This is a genomic window from Arthrobacter sp. 001422645 (genome assembly GCF_059816125.1).
In genome coordinates, this window is sequence record NZ_JCBANT010000012.1 from 35,901 (window position 1) to 53,040 (window position 17,140).

The following is a 17,140-nucleotide window of genomic DNA, read 5'->3' on the forward strand; positions in this document are numbered from 1 at the left end:
ATGTCAGATCGGCGGCGTTGCCCGGCCCTGCATGGCAGCCCAGACCCGGGCCGGCGTGCAGGGCATGTCCATGTGGACCACACCGTAGGGGGCCAGCGCGTCGACGACGGCGTTCACGACCGCCGGCGGTGAGCCCACCGTGGCGGACTCGCCGATGCCCTTGGCTCCGATGGGGTGGTGCGGGGACGGGGTGACGGTAAAGCCCGTCTCCCAGTCCGGCACTTCCATCGCGGTGGGGATCAGGTAGTCCATAAAGGACCCGCCCAGGCAGTTGCCGTCGGCGTCGAACTCGATGATCTCCATCAGGGCCATCCCGACGCCGTCGGTCAGCCCGCCGTGCACCTGGCCTTCGATGATCATCGGGTTGATCCGGGTGCCGCAGTCGTCCACCGCAATGAAGCGGCGCACCTTCACGTGCCCGGTGCCCGGATCGACGTCGACCACGCAGATGTAGGCGCCGAACGGGAACGTGAGGTTCGGCGGGTCGTAGGTGACTTCGGCGTCGAGGTTGCCGTCGACCCCCTCGGGCAGGGTCATGGTGCCGTGGGCGGCCATGGCGATCTCGGAGATGGTCTTCCCGGCGCTGGGATCGCCCTTGACGAACCAGCGGCCCTTTTCCCACTCAAGGTCGTCCGGCCGGGTCTCCAGCATGGCCGCGGCGATCAGCTTCGCCTTCTCCCGCACCTTGCGGGCCACAAGGGCGACAGCGCCGCCGCTCACCGGCGTCGAGCGGCTCCCGTACGTGCCGAGGCCGAACGGCGTCTGGTCAGTGTCGCCGTGGACGACGTCGATGTCCTCCGGCGGGATGCCGAGCTCCTCGGCGACGATCTGCGCAAAGGTGGTCTCGTGCCCCTGCCCCTGGCTTTGCACGGAGAGCCGGACCACGGCCTTGCCGGTGGGATGGACCCGCAGTTCGGCGCCGTCGGCCATGCCGAGTCCCACGATGTCGAAGTGCTTGCGCGGGCCCGCGCCCACGGTTTCCGTGAAGAACGAGACGCCGATCCCCATCAGCTCGCCGCGCTCGCGCTTTTCCCGCTGCTCGCGGCGGAGCTCGTCGTAGCCGGCCAGCTGCATGGAGAGCCGCATGGCGGGTTCGTAGTTGCCGGAGTCGTACACCCAGCCGGTCTTGTTGGCGTAGGGGAACTGTTCGGGCTTGATGAAGTTCTTCAGCCGCAGTTCCGCCGGATCCATCTCGAGCTTGCGGGCCAGGATGTCCACCATCCGTTCGACGAGGTAGACGGCCTCGGTGACGCGGAAGGAGCATGCGTACGCGACGCCGCCTGGCGCCTTGTTCGTGTAGACGCCCGTGACGGAGCAGTAGGCTGCCTTGATGTCGTAGCTGCCGGTGAAGATGGAGAAGAAACCGGCGGGGTACTTGGTGGGCTGGGCGGTGGCGTTGAACGCGCCGTGGTCGGCCAGGACGTTGGTGCGCACCGCGAGGATCTTGCCGTCCTTGGTGGCCGCGATCTCGCCCTGCATGATGTAGTCGCGGGCGAAGGAGGTGGACATCAGGTTCTCCGAGCGGTCCTCCACCCATTTCACCGGCTTGCCGGTGACGATCGAGCCGACGACGGCGAGGATGTAGCCCGGGTAGATCCCCACCTTGTTGCCGAACCCGCCGCCGATGTCCGGGGAGATCACGCGGATCTTGTGCTCGGGGATCCCGGCGACGATCGCGAACAGGGTGCGGTGGGCGTGCGGGGCCTGGGTGGTTTCGTACAGGGTCAGTTTGCCGTCGACGGCGTCGAAGTCGGCGATCGCGCCGCAGGTCTCCATCGGGGCGGGGTGCACCCGCGGGTAGACCATCTCCTGGGAGACGACCACGTCGGCGCTCGCGAACACGGCCTCGGTTTCGGCTTTGTCGCCCATGTCCCAGTCGAAGATGTGGTTGTCGGTCCGGCCCTCGATCTCGTCGCGGATCACGGGGGCATCGGCGTCGAGCGCTTTCCGGGCGTCCATGACCGGTGGGAGGACGTCGTATTCGACGTCGATCAGTTCCAGCGCGTCGCGGGCGGCGTAGCGGTCCTCGGCCACGACGAAGGCGACCTCCTGGCCTTGGAAGCGAACCTTGTCGGTCACGAGGACGGCCTGGACGTCCGCGGAGAGGGTGGGGGCCCAGGCGAGCTTGAGGCCGAGCAGGTCCTTGCCGGTGATTACGGCGAGGACCTTGGGGTGGGCCAGGGCGTTGGTGGTGTCGATGGAGACCAGCCGGGCGTGCGCCACGGGGGCGCGCAGGATGGCCCCGTGCAGCATGCCGGGCAGGACTATGTCGTCCAGGTAGTTGCCTTTGCCGCGGACAAACCGCGGGTCTTCCTTCCGCTGGATCCGGCCGTAGCCGATCGGGCGGTTCTCGTCGCCGGCCGCCGGGTTGACGGGGCGTTCGTGGATGACGGTCATGCCTTCACCTCTGTGTCTTGTGTCTGCGCCGGGATGTCCTCGATGACGGTGTCCGTGCCGTCGATGACGTCGGCTGCCGTGGCGTCGCTGTCGCCGCCGGCCGGGTGGGCGGCGGCCCACTGCACCGACCGGACGATGGTGGCGTAGCCGGTGCACCGGCAGATCTGGCCAGAAATAGCCTGCCGGATCTCCGTGGTGTCCGGGTGCGGATTCTTGTCGAGCAGGGCGCGGGCGGTCAGCATCATGCCGGGGGTGCAGAAGCCGCACTGCAGCCCGTGTTCCTCCATGAAGCCCTGCTGGACGGGATCCAGCGTTCCGCCGCTGGCGAGCCCCTCCACCGTGCGGATGTCGTGTCCCGCGGCCATGGCCGCGAGCACCGTGCAGGACTTCACCGGCTGGCCGTCCATCAGGACCACACACGTGCCGCAGTTGCTGGTGTCACATCCCCAGTGGGTGCCGGTCAGGCCGAGGACCTCGCGGATGTAGTGGACCAGGAGCACGCGGGGCTCAATGTCGGACGTGACTTCGTTGCCGTTGACGGTCATGCTGATCTGCATCCGCTTCAGCCTTCCTGTGTCTGGGCGGCGCGGGCACAGGCCTGTCGCAGGACCCGCCGGGTGAGTTCGTCGGCGAGATGCCGTTTGTAGTCAATCGGGCCGCGCTGGTCGGCCACCGGGTCGCAGGCCGTCGCGGACAGCCGTGCCGCCTCCGCGAAGAGTTCCTCCCCGGGCTGCCGGCCGCGGAGAAGCTCCGCGGCCCCGGCGACCGTGTGGTCGAGCCCGAGGGCCGTGAGCCCGACGGCGGCGTCGGCGATGGTGCCGTCCTCCGCAAGGGTGACGGACGCGCCGGCGGCGCCGACGGCCCAGTCGCCCACGCGGCGTTCGACTTTCTCGTAGGCGCTGCCGGACCGGGGCCGGACGGGGAAGCGGAGCTCACACAGCAGTTCGTCCTGGCCCACCGCCGTCTCGTAGGGTCCGCGGTGGAAGTCCGCCATCGCCAGGATGCGCTCGCCGGCCGGTCCGCGGATCACGGCTTCCGCGCCGAGGACGTCGCAGACCGTGGAAAGGTCCTCGGCCGGGTCGGCCTGGCAGAGCGAGCCGCCGATGGTTCCCCGGTTCCGCACGATCGGATCCGCGATCACGGCCTCCGCGTCCCGGACGATGGGGAAAAGCGCCGCGATTTCGTCCGACTCCAGCAGCGTGGTGTGCCGGGTCAGCGCGCCGACGCGCAGTTTGTCGCCGTCGCGCAGGATGAAGTCGAGTTCGTAGAGGTCATTGATGTCGACCAGCCACTCGGGCCGGGAGAGCCTGAGTTTCATCATCGGCAGGAGGCTGTGGCCCCCGGCGACGACCCTCGATTCCGGGCCGTGGCGTGCGAGGAGTTCGAGTGCGTTGTCCACGGACGTGGCCCGCACATAGTCGAAAGGAGCCGGAATCTGCATTGTCCCTACCTCACTCCAGGGCGCTGGCAACGTCGCGCAGCACCGGTGTGAGGTCAGTCTTGCCCCGCCTGATACGGAGTGTCAATATCGTCATAAGCGAAAGGTTATGACGCCGTGTCGATGACATTGAGCCAGCTCCGCACGTTCGCCCTGGTCGCCCGCCTGGGCTCGCTGCACGCTGCCGCGGAGGCCCTCGGCGTCAGCGAACCGGCGGTGTCCTCGGCCCTGGCGGCACTCCGGCAGGACCTCGGCGATCCGCTGTTCGTCCGGGCCGGGGGCGGGATCGCGCTGACCCCGGGCGGCCGGGCGCTGGCCGACTACGCCCAGGACATCGTGGGGCTGGCGGACCAGGCCCGCTGGGAAGTGTCCAACGCCCAGAACGACGCCGGACGGCTGAAGATCGTTTCGACGGCTCCCTTTGCCGAACACGCGGCGGGCCGGCTGCTGGACCTCTTCACCAAGCGCGTCCCCGGCGCGTCGGTGGACGTGGTGGTGGAGTCCGCGGAGGACCTGGGCTCGCTCCTGCAGGAACGCGCCTACGACATTGCCCTCGGTGCCCGGCCGACGGCGCCGGCCGGTACCGCGGTTACGGAGCTGCGCCTGGAGTGTGTTCCGTTCCTGCGCTACCAGCGCGCCCTGGTGGCGTCGGCGGCGCATCCGCTGGCTCCGCTGCACGGACCGGTCTCCGTCGCCCGGCTGCTGGACCGGCCGTGGTTTGCCGGACCGGCGGGGATCCAGGACAGCTCGGAAGAGGGACGCTGGCTGGCGTCCATGGGAGTGGCGCCGGAGATCATCAGGCTCAGCAGCGAGACGGAAGCCCTCGCGGCGGTGCGGGCCGGGGAAGGCATCATGCTGGCGCTCGGCCACATTGTCCGGGCCGACATCCAGGCCGGGGTCCTGGTGCGGCTGCCCGTCGTCGGGACACCGGTCACCGGCCTGTGGTGGGCCAGCACACTGGACCACCGCCGGACCACCACCATGGCCAGGACGCTGCAGCGCTTCGCCGGGACCGCGGATGCGACGGCCGCGATGGTGGCCCCCGGCGGCTCGCGGGGCCTGGAGCGCCGCGGGTCGAAGTTCCACGTCGCGCTGTGGAGCTGAGGCAACTCCACAAGGCCGCTCCGGCGTCGGACTGTCCCTGTGGACTTTTCGCCGCGGACTTTTGTCGCGGACATTTCGCTGCGGACTTTTCGCTGCGGATTTTTCGCTACGGACTTTTCGCTACGCGGTGTGCCTGTGTCGCGTTGCGGAACGCAGGTGTCGGTGCTAACCCTTGTGGGGGTACGCGATCGACTGACGCGCCCTACGAAGAGGAGTAACAATGACTTTGCCCCGGGACGAAGACAGCACGCTGCGGCACTGGAGCGCCCGCCTGATCCAGGCGCTGCAGATCCTTGACCTCGAAGTGGACCACGAGAAGATCGTCCAGGTCGCGGATGAGTCACTGAAATCCGTCGGACCGCACGCGGACGCCATCAGCGCCTTCATCGTCGGCTACGCCGCAGGAACCGCGTCCACCGAGGGCCGGAAGAGCACGCAGGACGCCGTGCACGCCGCATCGAACAAGGTCCTCGAATTGTGCGAGCATGGCGAGTCCGGCGGCCCCGACGAAAAGGGCTGGGCCAAGCGGGCCCAATAACCCCGGCCGCGAGCCGGCCCCGGGGGGACATGCCCTCCCCGTGCGCGCCGGGATGGACATATTGGTGTTCTGTCCAGTGGCCGCGTCAAAGACGGGGCATGTCCCGTGGAGCCGGAATTGGGCCACACGGGACATGCCCTCCCTGTGCGCGCCGGGATGGACATATTGGTGTTCTGTCCAGTGGTCGCGTCAAAGACGGGGCATGTCCCGTGGAGCCGGAATTGGGCCACACGGGACATGCCCTGCCTGTGCGCGCCGGACTGGACATATTGGTGTTCTGTCCAGTGGTCGCGTCAAAGACGGGGCATGTCCCGTGGAGTGCGCGCGGGGGAGCCGGTGCCCTAGTGCGTCCTGGCGGCGCCGGATGCCACGGCAGCCGCACCGTCGGGGGTCTGGTCCGCGCTGGGTTCGAGCCGGACAATCACGGCCTTGGAGACGGGCGTGTTGCTGCCCTCGGCCGTGTGGTTCAGCGGGACCAGCACGTTGGCTTCCGGGTAGTAGGCGGCCGCGCAGCCGCGGGCCGTGGGGTAGGAAACCACGCGGAAGTGGCGGACCATACGCTCAGCACCGTCCTTGTACTCGCCCCGGATGTCCACGAACATCCCGTCGGCCAGGCCCAGTTCGGCGATGTCCTCCGGATTGACGAACACCACGTGGCGGCCCTTCTTGATGCCCCGGTACCGGTCGTTGTGGCCGTAGATGGTGGTGTTGAACTGGTCATGGGAGCGCATGCTCTGCAGGATCAGCGTCCCTTCCGGCTTCTCCACGTGCTCCAGGTGATTCACGGTCAGCACCGCCTTGCCGGTGGGGGTGGGGAAGGTCCTGGAGTCCCGGGGCCCGTTCGCCAGGATGAAGCCGCCCGTCTGCCGGATGCGCTCGTTGTAGTTCTCGCAGCCGCCGACGACCCGCGAGATGTGGTCCCGGATCAGGTCGTAGTTCTTCTCGTAACCGTCCCAGTCGGCCTTAATCTTGTCTCCGACCAGCGCTTTGCCGAGCCGGCTGACGATGGCCGGCTCGGAGAGCAGGTGGTGCGAGACCGGTTCGACCCGGCCCCAGGAGGGGTGCACGGCGCAGACCGTGTCCTCCACTGAGACGAACTGCGGGCCGGACTCCTGGATATCGATCTCGCTGCGGCCCATCGTGGGCAGGATCAGCGCTTCCGCGCCGGTCACGGTGTGGGACCGGTTGAGTTTCGTGGAGATCTGGACCGACAGTTCGGTGTTCTGCATGGCCGCCTCGGTGGCGTTGGTGTCCGAGATGGCACCGACGAAGTTGCCGCCGAGTGCGACGAAGGCCCGGATCCCGCCGTCGCGCATTTTGTTGATGGTTTCCACGGCGTCCACGCCGTGTTCGCGGGGCGGTTCGAAGCCGAACTCCTCGCCGAGGGAGTCCATGAAGGACTGCGGCATCTGCTCCCAGATGCCCATGGTGCGGTCGCCCTGGACGTTGCTGTGGCCCCGGATGGGGGAGGCGCCGGCGCCCGGCTTGCCGATGTTGCCGCGCAGCAGGAGCAGGTTGATGATCTCCTTGATGGTGGCCACGCCCTTCTTCTGCTGCGTGATGCCCATGGCCCAGGTGATGATGACTTTCTCGGCCTTCAGGTAGCGGGCGGCGAGTTCATCGATTTCCTCGGTCCGCAGGCCCGTCGCAGCCAGCACAGCGTCCTCGTCCAGCAGACTGAGGTGTTCCTTGAGTTCCTCCAGCCCCTCGCAGTGCTCGGCGAGGAACGCGTGGTCCAGGACGGTGCCCGGGTTGCGGTCCTCGGCGTCGAGCACCCGCTTGGAGAGGGCCTGCAGCAGCGCCATGTCGCCGCCGATCCGGATGTGCAGGAACTGGTCGGCGATCTCCGTGCCGCGGCCGATGATGCCCTTGACCTTCTGCGGGTTCTTGTACCGGCGCAGGCCGGCCTCCGGCAGGGGATTGACGGCGACAATTTCGCCGCCGTTGTCCTTACACGCCTCGAGTTCGGTCAGCATGCGCGGGTGGTTGGTGCCCGGGTTCTGGCCCATAACGATGATGAGGTCCGCGTGGGCGTAGTCGTCGAAATTGACGGTGGCCTTGCCGATCCCGATGGTCTGGCCCATGGCCCAGCCCGAGGACTCGTGGCACATGTTGGAGCAGTCCGGCAGGTTGTTGGTGCCGTAGCCGCGGACCATCAGCTGGTACAGGAAGGCGGCCTCGTTGGAGGTGCGGCCGCTTGTGTAGAAGGCTGCCTCGTCGGGCGAGTCCAGGCTCTTGAGCTTGTCCGTGATGATCCGGATCGCCTCCGGCCAGCTCACCGGCTTGTAGTGGTCCTCGCCGGCCGGTTTGTGCACCGGTTCGGTGAGTCGGCCCTGCATCCCCAGCCAGTACTCGGAGCGGGTCCGCAGTTCGCTGACGGAGTGCTCCGCCCAGAACTCCGGGGCGATGACCACCGGCGTTGCTTCCCACGTGACGGCCTTGGCGCCGTTTTCGCAGAACTCGAAGGCTTTGCGGTGGTTGGGGTCCGGCCACGCGCAGCTGGGACAGTCGAAACCGTCCTTCTGGTTCATCGCCAGGACGGTCTTGCGTGTGCGGTTCAGGCCCATGTGTTCGATCGCGGGCTTCATGGAGTGCAGCACCCCCGGGATGCCGGCGGCCCAGTCCTTTGGACCGTCGCCGACCACGAGGTCCTTTTCGTCGTTATCCTCGACCATGGGATTCTTGCGGGTCACGTGAACTTCCCTTCTGCAACCACCGCCTGTTCAGGCCGGCGCGTCTCTACTACCAAGCACCCTACCTTTAGGCCCATTGCAGGCCTATCAGGTGGCCGGGAGTGCCGCAAGGGATTAGTGCCGTCGACGGCGGCCCCGCTGTTCCGTAGCATGTGCGGTACGCGCGGTGGCTGAAGTGAACCGGACAGTGCCGCCCCGGAACCGAAGGGGGCCTTGCATGCCGGAGCAACAGGAAACGCTGGAGGGCTTCACAGAGTCGACCTTCAGCCACGGAGGCATCCACCACCAGGTTTTCCGGGCGGGAGCGGGCCCGGCCGTGGTCCTGATCCACGAAGTTCCCGGGATCCATCCGGGCGTGCTGGACCTCGCCCGGCGGCTGATCGGGCGGGGCTACACCGTCTACCTTCCCTCCATGTTCGGGAAGCCCGGCGAAGCAGCGGGCGGCCGTGCCATCGCGAAGTCCATCGCAAAAGTGTGCATTGCCCGCGAATTCGCCGTGCTGGCGGACCGGAGCAGTCCGGCAACGGGTTGGCTGCGCGCCCTCGCCGCCCAGGCGCATCGGGAATGCGGCGGTCCCGGCGTCGGAGCGATCGGCATGTGCATGACCGGGAGCTTCGCCCTCGCCATGGCCCTCGAACCCGCCGTCCTGGCGCCGGTCATGAGCCAGCCCGCGCTGCCGGCGGGCCTGACCGCGCGGCGGCGGGCCGCCGTCGGGCTGGATGACGAGGAGCTGGCGCGGATGAAGGACCGCACCAGCCAGGGGCTTCGAATCCTGGGACTGCGGTTCAGCAATGACCGGGGGTGTCCGGCGGCCCGTTTCGCAACCATGCGGCGCGAATTCGGTGAGAGCTTCGAAAGCATCGAAATCGACTCCTCGCCGGGCAACCCGTTCGGGATCGCCCAGTCCGCGCACTGCGTCCTGACAGTGGACCTGGTAGACACCCCGGGCCACCCGACGAAGGCCGCGTTGGACAGGACCATCGAGTTCATCGGCGAGCGCCTGCACCCTGAGCCCGCGTCAACGACGAAAACCGAGGAGAAGTGATGAAACTGATGACAGTGGTGTGGACGGCGGCTGCGACCGCCGCGACGGCGGCGGCCGGCGGAGTGGCGACGGATCCGGAGAGTGCCTGGTACCGGCGGCTGCGCAAACCGGACTGGCAGCCGCCCGCCATCGCCTTCCCGGTGGTCTGGACGGCGCTCTACGCGGACCTCGCCGTGAGTTCGGCCGTCGCGCTGGACAGCAACGATGTGCCAGACGTCCCCGGCGGCAAGACCGCGGAGCAGGAGATCCGCGCCTACCGGGGTGCCCTGGCCGCGAACCTCGTCCTCAACGCAGCGTGGAGTTGGCTCTTCTGGCGCAGCCGCCAGCCGTGGCTGGCTGCGGCGGAGTGCGCCGTGCTGACGGCCAGCAGCGCCGACCTGGTGCGGCGGACGTACAGACTCAACCGCGGCGCCGGGGCGTCCCTGGCCCCCTACGCTCTGTGGTGCGGCTTCGCCACTGTCCTGTCGACGGCAATCGCGGCACTCAATCCGCGGGCGGCCGGCCGGCAGGGATAGGCCGCCGCCTCAGCGCCCTGCCACAAGCGTGTCCCGGATCTCCCGGCGGAGGACCTTCCCGATCAGCGAGCGCGGCAGGGAATCCAACACCACCACCCGGCGCGGCACCTTGTAGGCGGTCAGGTGTTTCCGGGCGAAAGCGAGGAGCGCGTCAGGATCGAGGGTGGTTCCCGGGATCGGCACGACGGCGGCCACTACGTCCTCGCCGCCCCCGGGGCGCGGCAGCCCGACCACGGAGACGTCTGAGACGCCCGCGAAGGTGGCGATAACATCCTCCACCTCACTGGGGGAGACGTTGAAGCCTCCCGTGATGATGAGTTCCTTGATCCGGTCCCGGATCGTCACGAAGTAGTCGTTGTCGACCGAGACGATGTCGCCGGTCCGGAACCAGCCGCCGTCGAGGAGTGCCTCCTCCGTTTCGTCCGGCCGGTTCCAGTAGCCGCTGAACACCTGGGGGCCGCGGATGAGGAGTTCGCCTTCCTCGCCTGGCGCCACGTCCAGGGCGGTGTTCTTCGGGTCCACCACCCGGATGTCCGTCAGCGGGAACGGCACTCCCACCGTTCCCGGTTTGCGGCTGGGGCCGAAGGGGTTGCCGATCGCGATGGGCGACGTTTCGGTCAATCCGTAGCCCTCGATCAGGTAGCCGCCGGTCGCCTTCTCCCAGGTCTCCACCGTCGCCGCCGGCAGGTTCATGGCGCCGGAGATCGAGAAGCGGATGCTTTCCAGCCCGATCCCTCGTTCCGCCGCCGCGGCGGCGATCCGGTCGTAGATCGGCGGCACCGCCGGCAGGAAGGTCGCCGGTGACCTTTTGAGCGCCTTCAGCACCAGATCGACGTCGAACTTGGGGAACAGGACCAGCTTCGCGCCGATGCTCAAGGCAAAGGTCATGCACAGCGTCAGTCCGTAGGCGTGGAACATCGGCAGCACGGCGTACACGGTTTCCCGGCCGTCCTTGAGTCCCGGCACCCAGGCCCGGCCCTGTGCGGCGTTGGCCTGCAGATTGGCATGGCTGAGCATGGCGGCCTTGGGCTGGCCGGTGGTGCCGGAGGTGTACTGGAGGACGGCAAGGTCCTGCGCCGCGGGACGCGGATGTCGCTTCTTGAGTTCGCCGGCGTGAAGGAGCTCGCGCCAGGGCAGCACCGGCCGCGCGGCAGGAGCCGGCCCGCCCTTCCGCTGCCCCGTGCCGCCGGACAGTGCGGCGCGGGCCTTGCGGGCCGCCGGGACCGGAAGCCGCAGCGCCAGGCGCTGCAGCAGCGGCATCTCCGGGATCAGTTCCACCGAGACAATACTGCGGAGCCCGACGTCGGCCGGCAGCTGGCGGACCCGCTCCACTGCCTTGTCCCAGACGATCGCGACGACGGCGCCGTGGTCCTCGAACTGGTGGCGCAGCTCCCGGTCGGTATAGAGGGGATTGTGCTCGACCACGACGGCGCCGAGGCGCAGGGCGGCATGGAAGGCAACGATGTGCTGCGGGCAGTTCGGCATGACCAGGGCCACCCGGTCACCTGCTTTGACTCCGAGTTTCTGCAGGCCGGCGGCGGCCCGGCTGATCAGGGTGCCCAGCTCGCGGTAGCTCGTGCGGGCGCCGAAGAATTCCAGGGCGGCCTTGGACCCGTAGCGGCGCACTGAGTTGTCCACGAGGTCCACGAGCGACCCCTTGGGGAGGGCCGGGCGCGCCGGCACACCGGGCCCGTAGGAGCGGGTCCACGGGCGGTCGCTCCAGCGGGGCTCCGGCTGGTGGCCCGCGCCGTCCGCAGGCGGGGCCGCGGCGCTGGCATTGGCGCCAGCCCGCGTGGATTTCTTCTTCATGATCAGTCCTTGCCGCTTCAATCCGCCGGGTGTCCGCGAACCAAAGGGCCCGCCGGAAAATCCTACCGGTGCCCACGGCCGCATGCGGCGGCGGCCGCGGGGATGCCGGAGACTGCGTGCGGCGGCGGCCGCCGCCGAGCCTGCCGCGGGCCCGGTGCGGCCGCGCGGCGTTCGTGACTTTCGGCCCTAGGTGCGGGTGCGGCGCGGGCGGAAGCTGGGTGTACATCACCTCCGCGTGTCAGCTGTGCTCCTGCGTCCCGGGGCAGGTCATTCCATGCGGGAACGGGAGCGTCATGAAGCATCAGGAGCCCACCCTGCGTTTCCTCGGAGCCACGGACACCGTCACCGGCTCCAGGTACCTGCTGGAGGCCGGCGGGAAACGGGTGCTGGTCGACTGCGGGCTTTTCCAGGGCTACAAGCGCAGCCGTGAACGCAACCGGGCGCCCTTCCCCGTCCCGCCGCACTCGATCGACGCCGTTGTCCTGACGCACGCGCACCTGGACCACACCGGCTACGTTCCCGCGCTGGTGCGGGACGGGTTCACCGGGCCGGTCATCGCCACCGACGGGACCACGGACCTGTGCAAGCTCCTCCTGCCCGACAGCGGCTACCTGCAGGAGGAGGAGGCCCGGTACGCGACGCACCGGGGATCGTCCAGGCACAGTCCGGCGCTGCCGCTGTACACCGCCGCCGACGCCGTCAAGTCCCTCAACAGCTTCAAGATTCACGATTTCGACGATCCGCTGGACCTCGGCGGCGGGATGGACATGACGTTCCTGCCGGCCGGGCATATCCTCGGCGCCGCCCAGGTCCGCGTGCGGATCGGATCCCACGCCGTGCACTTCACCGGGGACCTGGGCCGGACGGACGACCCGCTGATGAACCCGCCCCGGCCCCTGGGGGAGGCCGATGTCCTGGTCACGGAGTCCACTTACGGGAACCGGAAACACGACACCACCGATCCCGAACACCAGCTGGGGGACATCATCAACCGGGTTGCGAAGCGCGGCGGCGTGGTCCTGTTCGCCGCGTTCGCCGTCGGCCGCGCCGAAACACTGATGCTGCACCTGTCCCGCCTCCGCGGCAAACACCTGATCCCGGACATCCCGGTGTACCTCAACAGTCCCATGGCCATTGACGCCTCCGGCATGTACCAGCGGCATCCGGAAGAACACCGGCTCAAAGAACAGGAGTACCTGAACATGTACAAGGTGGCCAAGCTCACCCGCTCGGTGGATGAGTCCAAGCTGCTGAACCTGCGGGGCGGCCCGATGATCATCATCTCCGCCAGCGGAATGCTCACCGGCGGAAGGATCCTGCACCACCTGGCCGCCTACGGGCCGGACCCGAAGAACGCCGTTATCCTCAGCGGCTACCAGGCCGGCGGCACGCGCGGCGCCGCCCTCGCGGCCGGCGGGCGCGAGCTGCGCATCTACGGTGAGGACATCACGATCCGGGCCGAGGTCATCCAGATGGAAAGCCTGTCGGCGCATGCTGACGCGGACGGCATCATCGCATGGATGAAGACGGCCGCCAGGGAACCCCGGATGACGTACATCACCCACGGCGAACCGGACGCATCGGATGCCCTGCGCCTGCGGATCAAACGCGAACCGGGATGGCGCGCCAGGGTTCCGGAGCACCTTGAAAAGATCTCACTCGAGGACCCCCGGTGACGTCCGGCGTCAGGAAGTCCGCCGTCCTCGCCGAGATCCATTCGCTGGCGCGGCCGCTGACGTCCGACCGGGACTTGGACGGGCTGGTCCGGCGCGCGGCGGACTGCCGTTTCGTCGCGATCGGCGAAGCCTCCCACGGCACGCACGAGTTCTACACGTGGCGTGACACCCTCAGCCGGCGCCTGATCGAGGAGGAAGGCTACAACTGGATCGGGGTGGAGGGGGACTGGCCCGACTGCTGGCGCATCAACGGCTGGGTGCGCGGCGAGACCGGGCGGGACCAGGGCGTCCATGCCCTGCTCTCCGGATTTGAACGCTGGCCCACGTGGATGTGGGCAAATGAGGAAGTCGCCGCATTCCTGGACTGGCTCCGTACGTGGAATCTCAGCCGGCCGCCGGGCCGCCGGGTCGGCTTCTACGGACTCGATGTGTACTCCCTGTGGGATTCGCTTCGCGAAATCATCGGCTGGCTGGAGGAGAACGACCCCGACGCCGTCCCGGCAGCCAAGCGCGCCTGGCAGTGCTTCCTGCCCCATCACGAGGATCCGCATCAGTACGCCTGGAGCACCCGGCTGGTGCCACAGTCCTGTGAAGCTGAAGTGATCGCCCTCCTCACCGAAGTCCGGAACAGGGTGTCCGGTCCGGGGGACCACGACGAGGCCGCCTTCGATGCAGTGCAGAACGCCGAGGTGGCGGCGAACGCCGAGCACTACTACCGGATCATGGTCCGCGGTGACCGCCAGTCCTGGAACATCCGTGACCATCACATGGCAGACACCATCGACCGGCTCAGCCGGCATCTCGGTCCGCAGTCCAAGGGGCTCATCTGGGAGCACAACACGCACGTGGGGGACGCCCGGGCCACGGACATGGCCCAGGATGGGCTGGTCAACGTGGGGCAGTTGCTGCGTGAACGGCACGCCGCGGACGGTGTGATGCTGGTGGGCCTCGCCTCGCACCGTGGTGAAGTGCTCGCCGCGGAAGCGTGGGGCCACCCGGAGAGGATCTTCCCGGTGCCGCCGGCGCGCCCGGGCAGCCACGAGGACTTCCTGCATGAGGCCCTGGGCGTGGCGTCGGTGCTGGAGTTTGGTGAGGACAGGTCCGGGCCGTGGCTTTCCACTTGGCTCGGCCACCGGGCGATCGGCGTGGTCTACCATCCCGGGCGTGAGCTGGGGAACTACGTTCCGACCCGGATCGGCGAGCGCTACGACGCGCTGATCTGGTTCGAGCACACCGCCGCGTTGCGGCCCGTGCACCATGAAGGGCCGCCGCGGGAACCGGAATTCGAAACCCAGCCCACCGGCTTCTAATCCGCCGTCGTCGACCGGACGCCGCGCCGGCGCAGCATCACGACGGCGGCCGGCACGTACCAGAGCAGCGGCACCAGCCGCAGCGCCGTTGTCAGGGCGCCTGTCGGGGACAGCGGGCCTTCCGCGGGAATCAGTGAGAACGTGGAAACGAACGCCGCCGTGGCCGCCGCCGCGGCAATCCAGCCCAGCCACCGGGGATAGGCACCCAACCGCAAGGACAGCAGTGCGATGGCCAGGAACATCACTCCTGCCGGCAGGTTGGCCAGGTTCAGGGTGACGAGGCACAGATCCGCCACGGCGGCAGCGACGTCCGTGGGAATCCGGGCCTGTGAGGGGAGCGTCAGAGTGATCTGGGCTGCCTGGCCCAGGATATTCAGGCCCACGGCCAGCGCGCCGGCGCCGAAGGCGATGCCGGATACGGCGCCCGGCGCCGGTTCCGCCCGCAGCAGCCGGGCCCGGACGAAGCCGAGGAACCAGAGCAGAGCAGCTGAGCTGAAGACGAACAACATACTCTGGGCAAGGACCGGGGCCCGGTTCGCCGCCAGATACCCTGCGTAGCCAGGGTCTGCGGCGTCAGGCCATGGGCCCGTCAGCGCCATTTCCAGCATCCCGCCGGCCACTCCCAGGGCGGCGGCGAGCAGGCCGCTGAGGGCTCCCGTCACGAGGAACAGTCCTGAGGGCGGAGCGGCCTGCTGCGGCAGGCGTTCCGGCAGCGGGGCCTGCTTCATGGCTCGACGCTATGCGGGCGGGCAAGGGGGAGTGAGGGGCTTAAGGCCCTAACCGGCGGTGACCCCCCGGCGCACACTGAAGTGGCGGACGACTACGGACGCGCCGCCCCGATCATGCGATGCAGAATTGACCGCGCCATGGAAAAGAGCAGGATTCAGAATGAGCAAACCAATCGTCGTTGGTATCAACGGATCAGCCGGAAGTGAGGCCGCGCTGACGTGGGCCCTGCAGCGGGCCACCCGGGACAAGGTTCCTGTCACCATCATTCATGCGGTGGATGACCGATGGATTTCGCCGGACTTCCAGTACCACGAGGTCATCAGGCAAGCAGGCATGGAGCTTCTCCAGAAAGCGCAGGCCGACGCGAACGAGCAGGCTCCCGACGTGAAGGTTGACATCCAGCTTCGCCATGGCAGCGGCGGATCCGTGCTGCGGGAGGTGTCCACCGAGGCCTCCATGGTGGTAGTGGGCGAACATGACAAGCACTGGATGGACGGCGGTCCGCTGACGGACCGGGCCCTGCAGATCGTCTCTGCCTCGGAAATCCCCACGGCCGTGATCCCGCTGAAGGGCAAAGCAGGGGCCGCCGGCGTTGTGGTCGGCGTGGACGGCTCCGAAGAGTCCCTGCAGGCGGTCGACGTCGCCGCCGCGGATGCGGACAAGGGCGGCGACGAGTTGACCGTGGTCCTCGCCTTCCGCCGGCCGGCGCGCTGGGTCGAAAACCAGCTGCCGAAGAGCGGCCTCGCCGAAACGATCCTCGAGGAGGACCGGATCGTCCTGGCAGAATCCGTGGCCGGGCTCGGCGACAAGTATCCGGACCTCGTCGTCCACCAGCGGCTGGAGACTGATACCGAACCCGCCAAAGCACTGGTCGACGCCGCCAAAGATGCCCGCCTCCTTGTGATCGGCAGCCGCGGCCGCGGCGGCTTCTCCCGGATGATGCTCGGCTCCACGGCCCACGCCGTTCTCCTCAACGTGCCGTGCCCGACCCTCGTCACCCGGGTGCACAAGGTGAAGCACGAGGCCTGACCGCCGGGGCAGGCAGCTGTCCCTCGGAGAGCCTCCTCAGCCGAGGGGGCTCTCCCCGTGACGGACCCTTGAGCCTGCACGGGCCGGATGGGAGGATGATGCAGTGGAGCCCTTCTTCGATTTCGTGGGCCACTTCTGGTGGCTTGTCTTCCCACTGAGCGGTCTGTTCGGCGGCTGGGCGCGGTCATGGTCCAAGGCCAGCGAACGCCGGCACCGGCGCCGGGTGGAGCTCTACAAACTCCGCAACAATGCCGTGGAGGCGGAACGGGCCAGCCGGTCCCAGGTCTTGCAGCTCATGGACAGCCACGACACTGTCAATCGCCGGTGGCTCGACTACGAGCTTGATGTAGGCAAACTCATCGAGTTTCCAGTCATGACCGATGTACGCGAACCCCTGACCGTCGCATTCCTCCGGGCGAAGCGGCTGGCCGACGGACTGCGTCCCGGAACGCCGGAAGACATCACGACGCCGGCGCGGCTGGCGGAGTACCGTGAGGCCGTCACCAGCTACGAGCTGGCGTTCGACGTCGCCGAGCGGGAGGCGCGGCGGATCAAGGACAGCAACTTCACCGGACCGGAACGGGAACGCCTCGCAACGGCCCGGAAGCTGCTGCGGATCGCGTCGGATGCCGCCGCGACACCGGCGGAGCGGCAGACGGCCTACAAGCGGGCGCGGCGCGAACTGGACGGACTGATCGTGCTCCCCGACGCCACCCTCGCCGCACTGGAGGAAAAGATCGCCGGGATGATCGACGCCGGACGCACGCCCGACCTCCACCAGGGCTGACGGAATCGCCGGGCAGTTGAAGTGCCGGGCAGTTGAAGTGCGCCGGCGCCGTCGGCTGGCCTTGTTTTGC

At 68.4% G+C, this 17,140-nt stretch carries 14 protein-coding genes; 8 read left to right on the forward strand and 6 right to left on the reverse strand.

Annotation, left to right across the window (positions count from 1 at the left end; genetic code table 11):
- Positions 1-3: 3 nt before the first annotated feature.
- The 3 genes from AC6EUH_RS12950 to AC6EUH_RS12960 are packed head-to-tail and all read right to left on the reverse strand — an operon-like array spanning position 4 to position 3,838.
- Positions 4-2,397: an aerobic carbon-monoxide dehydrogenase large subunit gene (locus tag AC6EUH_RS12950; protein ID WP_499738883.1), complete on the reverse strand. Its 2,394-nt coding sequence runs from the start codon at positions 2,395-2,397 to the stop codon at positions 4-6.
- Positions 2,394-2,954 carry a (2Fe-2S)-binding protein gene (locus AC6EUH_RS12955; protein WP_056426903.1) on the reverse strand — a complete coding sequence of 187 codons (561 nt, stop codon included), beginning with the start codon at positions 2,952-2,954 and terminating at the stop codon, positions 2,394-2,396. The genes AC6EUH_RS12950 and AC6EUH_RS12955 overlap by 4 nt, the downstream gene beginning before the upstream one ends.
- Positions 2,955-2,959: 5 nt before the next feature.
- The gene (locus tag AC6EUH_RS12960; RefSeq protein ID WP_499738884.1) at positions 2,960-3,838 is read right to left on the reverse strand and encodes an FAD binding domain-containing protein; all 879 of its coding nucleotides are present in this window, start codon (positions 3,836-3,838) and stop codon (positions 2,960-2,962) included.
- Between the two features lie 120 nt (positions 3,839-3,958).
- On the opposite strand from AC6EUH_RS12960, the gene AC6EUH_RS12965 reads away from it, so the two are divergent.
- Together AC6EUH_RS12965 and AC6EUH_RS12970 are read left to right on the forward strand one after the other, a co-directional pair.
- On the forward strand, positions 3,959-4,939 hold the full coding sequence (locus tag AC6EUH_RS12965; RefSeq protein WP_499738917.1) for a LysR family transcriptional regulator: 981 nt from the start codon (positions 3,959-3,961) through the stop codon (positions 4,937-4,939).
- A 220-nt stretch (positions 4,940-5,159) separates the two neighbouring features.
- Positions 5,160-5,477 carry a DUF6457 domain-containing protein gene (locus tag AC6EUH_RS12970; protein WP_056426893.1) on the forward strand — a complete coding sequence of 106 codons (318 nt, stop codon included), beginning with the start codon at positions 5,160-5,162 and terminating at the stop codon, positions 5,475-5,477.
- Between the two features lie 341 nt (positions 5,478-5,818).
- Here AC6EUH_RS12970 and AC6EUH_RS12975 read toward each other — a convergent pair whose 3' ends face one another.
- Complete coding sequence (locus tag AC6EUH_RS12975) at positions 5,819-8,170, reverse strand: FdhF/YdeP family oxidoreductase (RefSeq protein WP_499738885.1); 2,352 nt, start codon at positions 8,168-8,170, stop codon at positions 5,819-5,821.
- A 217-nt stretch (positions 8,171-8,387) separates the two neighbouring features.
- On the opposite strand from AC6EUH_RS12975, the gene AC6EUH_RS12980 reads away from it, so the two are divergent.
- Positions 8,388-9,215 carry a dienelactone hydrolase family protein gene (locus tag AC6EUH_RS12980; protein WP_499738886.1) on the forward strand — a complete coding sequence of 276 codons (828 nt, stop codon included), beginning with the start codon at positions 8,388-8,390 and terminating at the stop codon, positions 9,213-9,215.
- Complete coding sequence (locus tag AC6EUH_RS12985) at positions 9,215-9,730, forward strand: TspO/MBR family protein (protein WP_499738887.1); 516 nt, start codon at positions 9,215-9,217, stop codon at positions 9,728-9,730. Before AC6EUH_RS12980 ends, AC6EUH_RS12985 begins: the two co-directional genes overlap by 1 nt.
- Positions 9,731-9,739: 9 nt before the next feature.
- Here the strand turns inward: AC6EUH_RS12985 and AC6EUH_RS12990 are convergent, their stop codons facing one another.
- Entirely contained in the window at positions 9,740-11,539 is a 1,800-nt protein-coding gene (locus AC6EUH_RS12990) for a long-chain-fatty-acid--CoA ligase (RefSeq protein ID WP_499738888.1), read from the reverse strand.
- Positions 11,540-11,832: 293 nt separating this feature from the next.
- Between AC6EUH_RS12990 and AC6EUH_RS12995 the strand changes: the two genes are divergently transcribed.
- The gene (locus AC6EUH_RS12995) at positions 11,833-13,215 is read left to right on the forward strand and encodes an MBL fold metallo-hydrolase RNA specificity domain-containing protein (protein ID WP_499738889.1); all 1,383 of its coding nucleotides are present in this window, start codon (positions 11,833-11,835) and stop codon (positions 13,213-13,215) included.
- Positions 13,212-14,525, forward strand: coding sequence for an erythromycin esterase family protein (locus AC6EUH_RS13000; RefSeq protein ID WP_499738890.1), 1,314 nt, complete (start codon positions 13,212-13,214; stop codon positions 14,523-14,525). Before AC6EUH_RS12995 ends, AC6EUH_RS13000 begins: the two co-directional genes overlap by 4 nt.
- Here the strand turns inward: AC6EUH_RS13000 and AC6EUH_RS13005 are convergent.
- Entirely contained in the window at positions 14,522-15,253 is a 732-nt protein-coding gene (locus tag AC6EUH_RS13005; protein WP_499738891.1) for a hypothetical protein, read from the reverse strand. The two genes, AC6EUH_RS13000 and AC6EUH_RS13005, sit on opposite strands and share 4 nt — an antisense overlap.
- 160 nt (positions 15,254-15,413) lie before the next feature.
- On the opposite strand from AC6EUH_RS13005, the gene AC6EUH_RS13010 reads away from it, so the two are divergent.
- Both AC6EUH_RS13010 and AC6EUH_RS13015 read left to right on the forward strand, forming a co-directional pair.
- Positions 15,414-16,283 carry a universal stress protein gene (locus tag AC6EUH_RS13010; protein WP_056433898.1) on the forward strand — a complete coding sequence of 290 codons (870 nt, stop codon included), beginning with the start codon at positions 15,414-15,416 and terminating at the stop codon, positions 16,281-16,283.
- A gap of 103 nt (positions 16,284-16,386) precedes the next feature.
- Positions 16,387-17,070 carry a hypothetical protein gene (locus AC6EUH_RS13015; RefSeq protein WP_056433900.1) on the forward strand — a complete coding sequence of 228 codons (684 nt, stop codon included), beginning with the start codon at positions 16,387-16,389 and terminating at the stop codon, positions 17,068-17,070.
- Positions 17,071-17,140: the final 70 nt, after the last annotated feature.

Excerpts from the sequence above, each read along its gene's own strand:
- AC6EUH_RS12990 (WP_499738888.1), bottom strand. The coding sequence starts at position 11,539 with ATGAAGAAGAAATCCACGCGGGCTGGCGCCAATGCCAGCGCCGCGGCC.
- AC6EUH_RS12995 (WP_499738889.1), top strand. The coding sequence starts at position 11,833 with ATGAAGCATCAGGAGCCCACCCTGCGTTTCCTCGGAGCCACGGACACC.
- AC6EUH_RS12970 (WP_056426893.1), top strand. The coding sequence starts at position 5,160 with ATGACTTTGCCCCGGGACGAAGACAGCACGCTGCGGCACTGGAGCGCC.
- AC6EUH_RS12965 (WP_499738917.1), top strand. The coding sequence starts at position 3,959 with ATGACATTGAGCCAGCTCCGCACGTTCGCCCTGGTCGCCCGCCTGGGC.
- AC6EUH_RS12950 (WP_499738883.1), bottom strand. The coding sequence starts at position 2,397 with ATGACCGTCATCCACGAACGCCCCGTCAACCCGGCGGCCGGCGACGAG.
- AC6EUH_RS12980 (WP_499738886.1), top strand. The coding sequence starts at position 8,388 with ATGCCGGAGCAACAGGAAACGCTGGAGGGCTTCACAGAGTCGACCTTC.
- AC6EUH_RS13005 (WP_499738891.1), bottom strand. The coding sequence starts at position 15,253 with ATGAAGCAGGCCCCGCTGCCGGAACGCCTGCCGCAGCAGGCCGCTCCG.
- AC6EUH_RS12985 (WP_499738887.1), top strand. The coding sequence starts at position 9,215 with ATGAAACTGATGACAGTGGTGTGGACGGCGGCTGCGACCGCCGCGACG.
- AC6EUH_RS13010 (WP_056433898.1), top strand. The coding sequence starts at position 15,414 with ATGAGCAAACCAATCGTCGTTGGTATCAACGGATCAGCCGGAAGTGAG.
- AC6EUH_RS12960 (WP_499738884.1), bottom strand. The coding sequence starts at position 3,838 with ATGCAGATTCCGGCTCCTTTCGACTATGTGCGGGCCACGTCCGTGGAC.
- AC6EUH_RS12955 (WP_056426903.1), bottom strand. The coding sequence starts at position 2,954 with ATGCAGATCAGCATGACCGTCAACGGCAACGAAGTCACGTCCGACATT.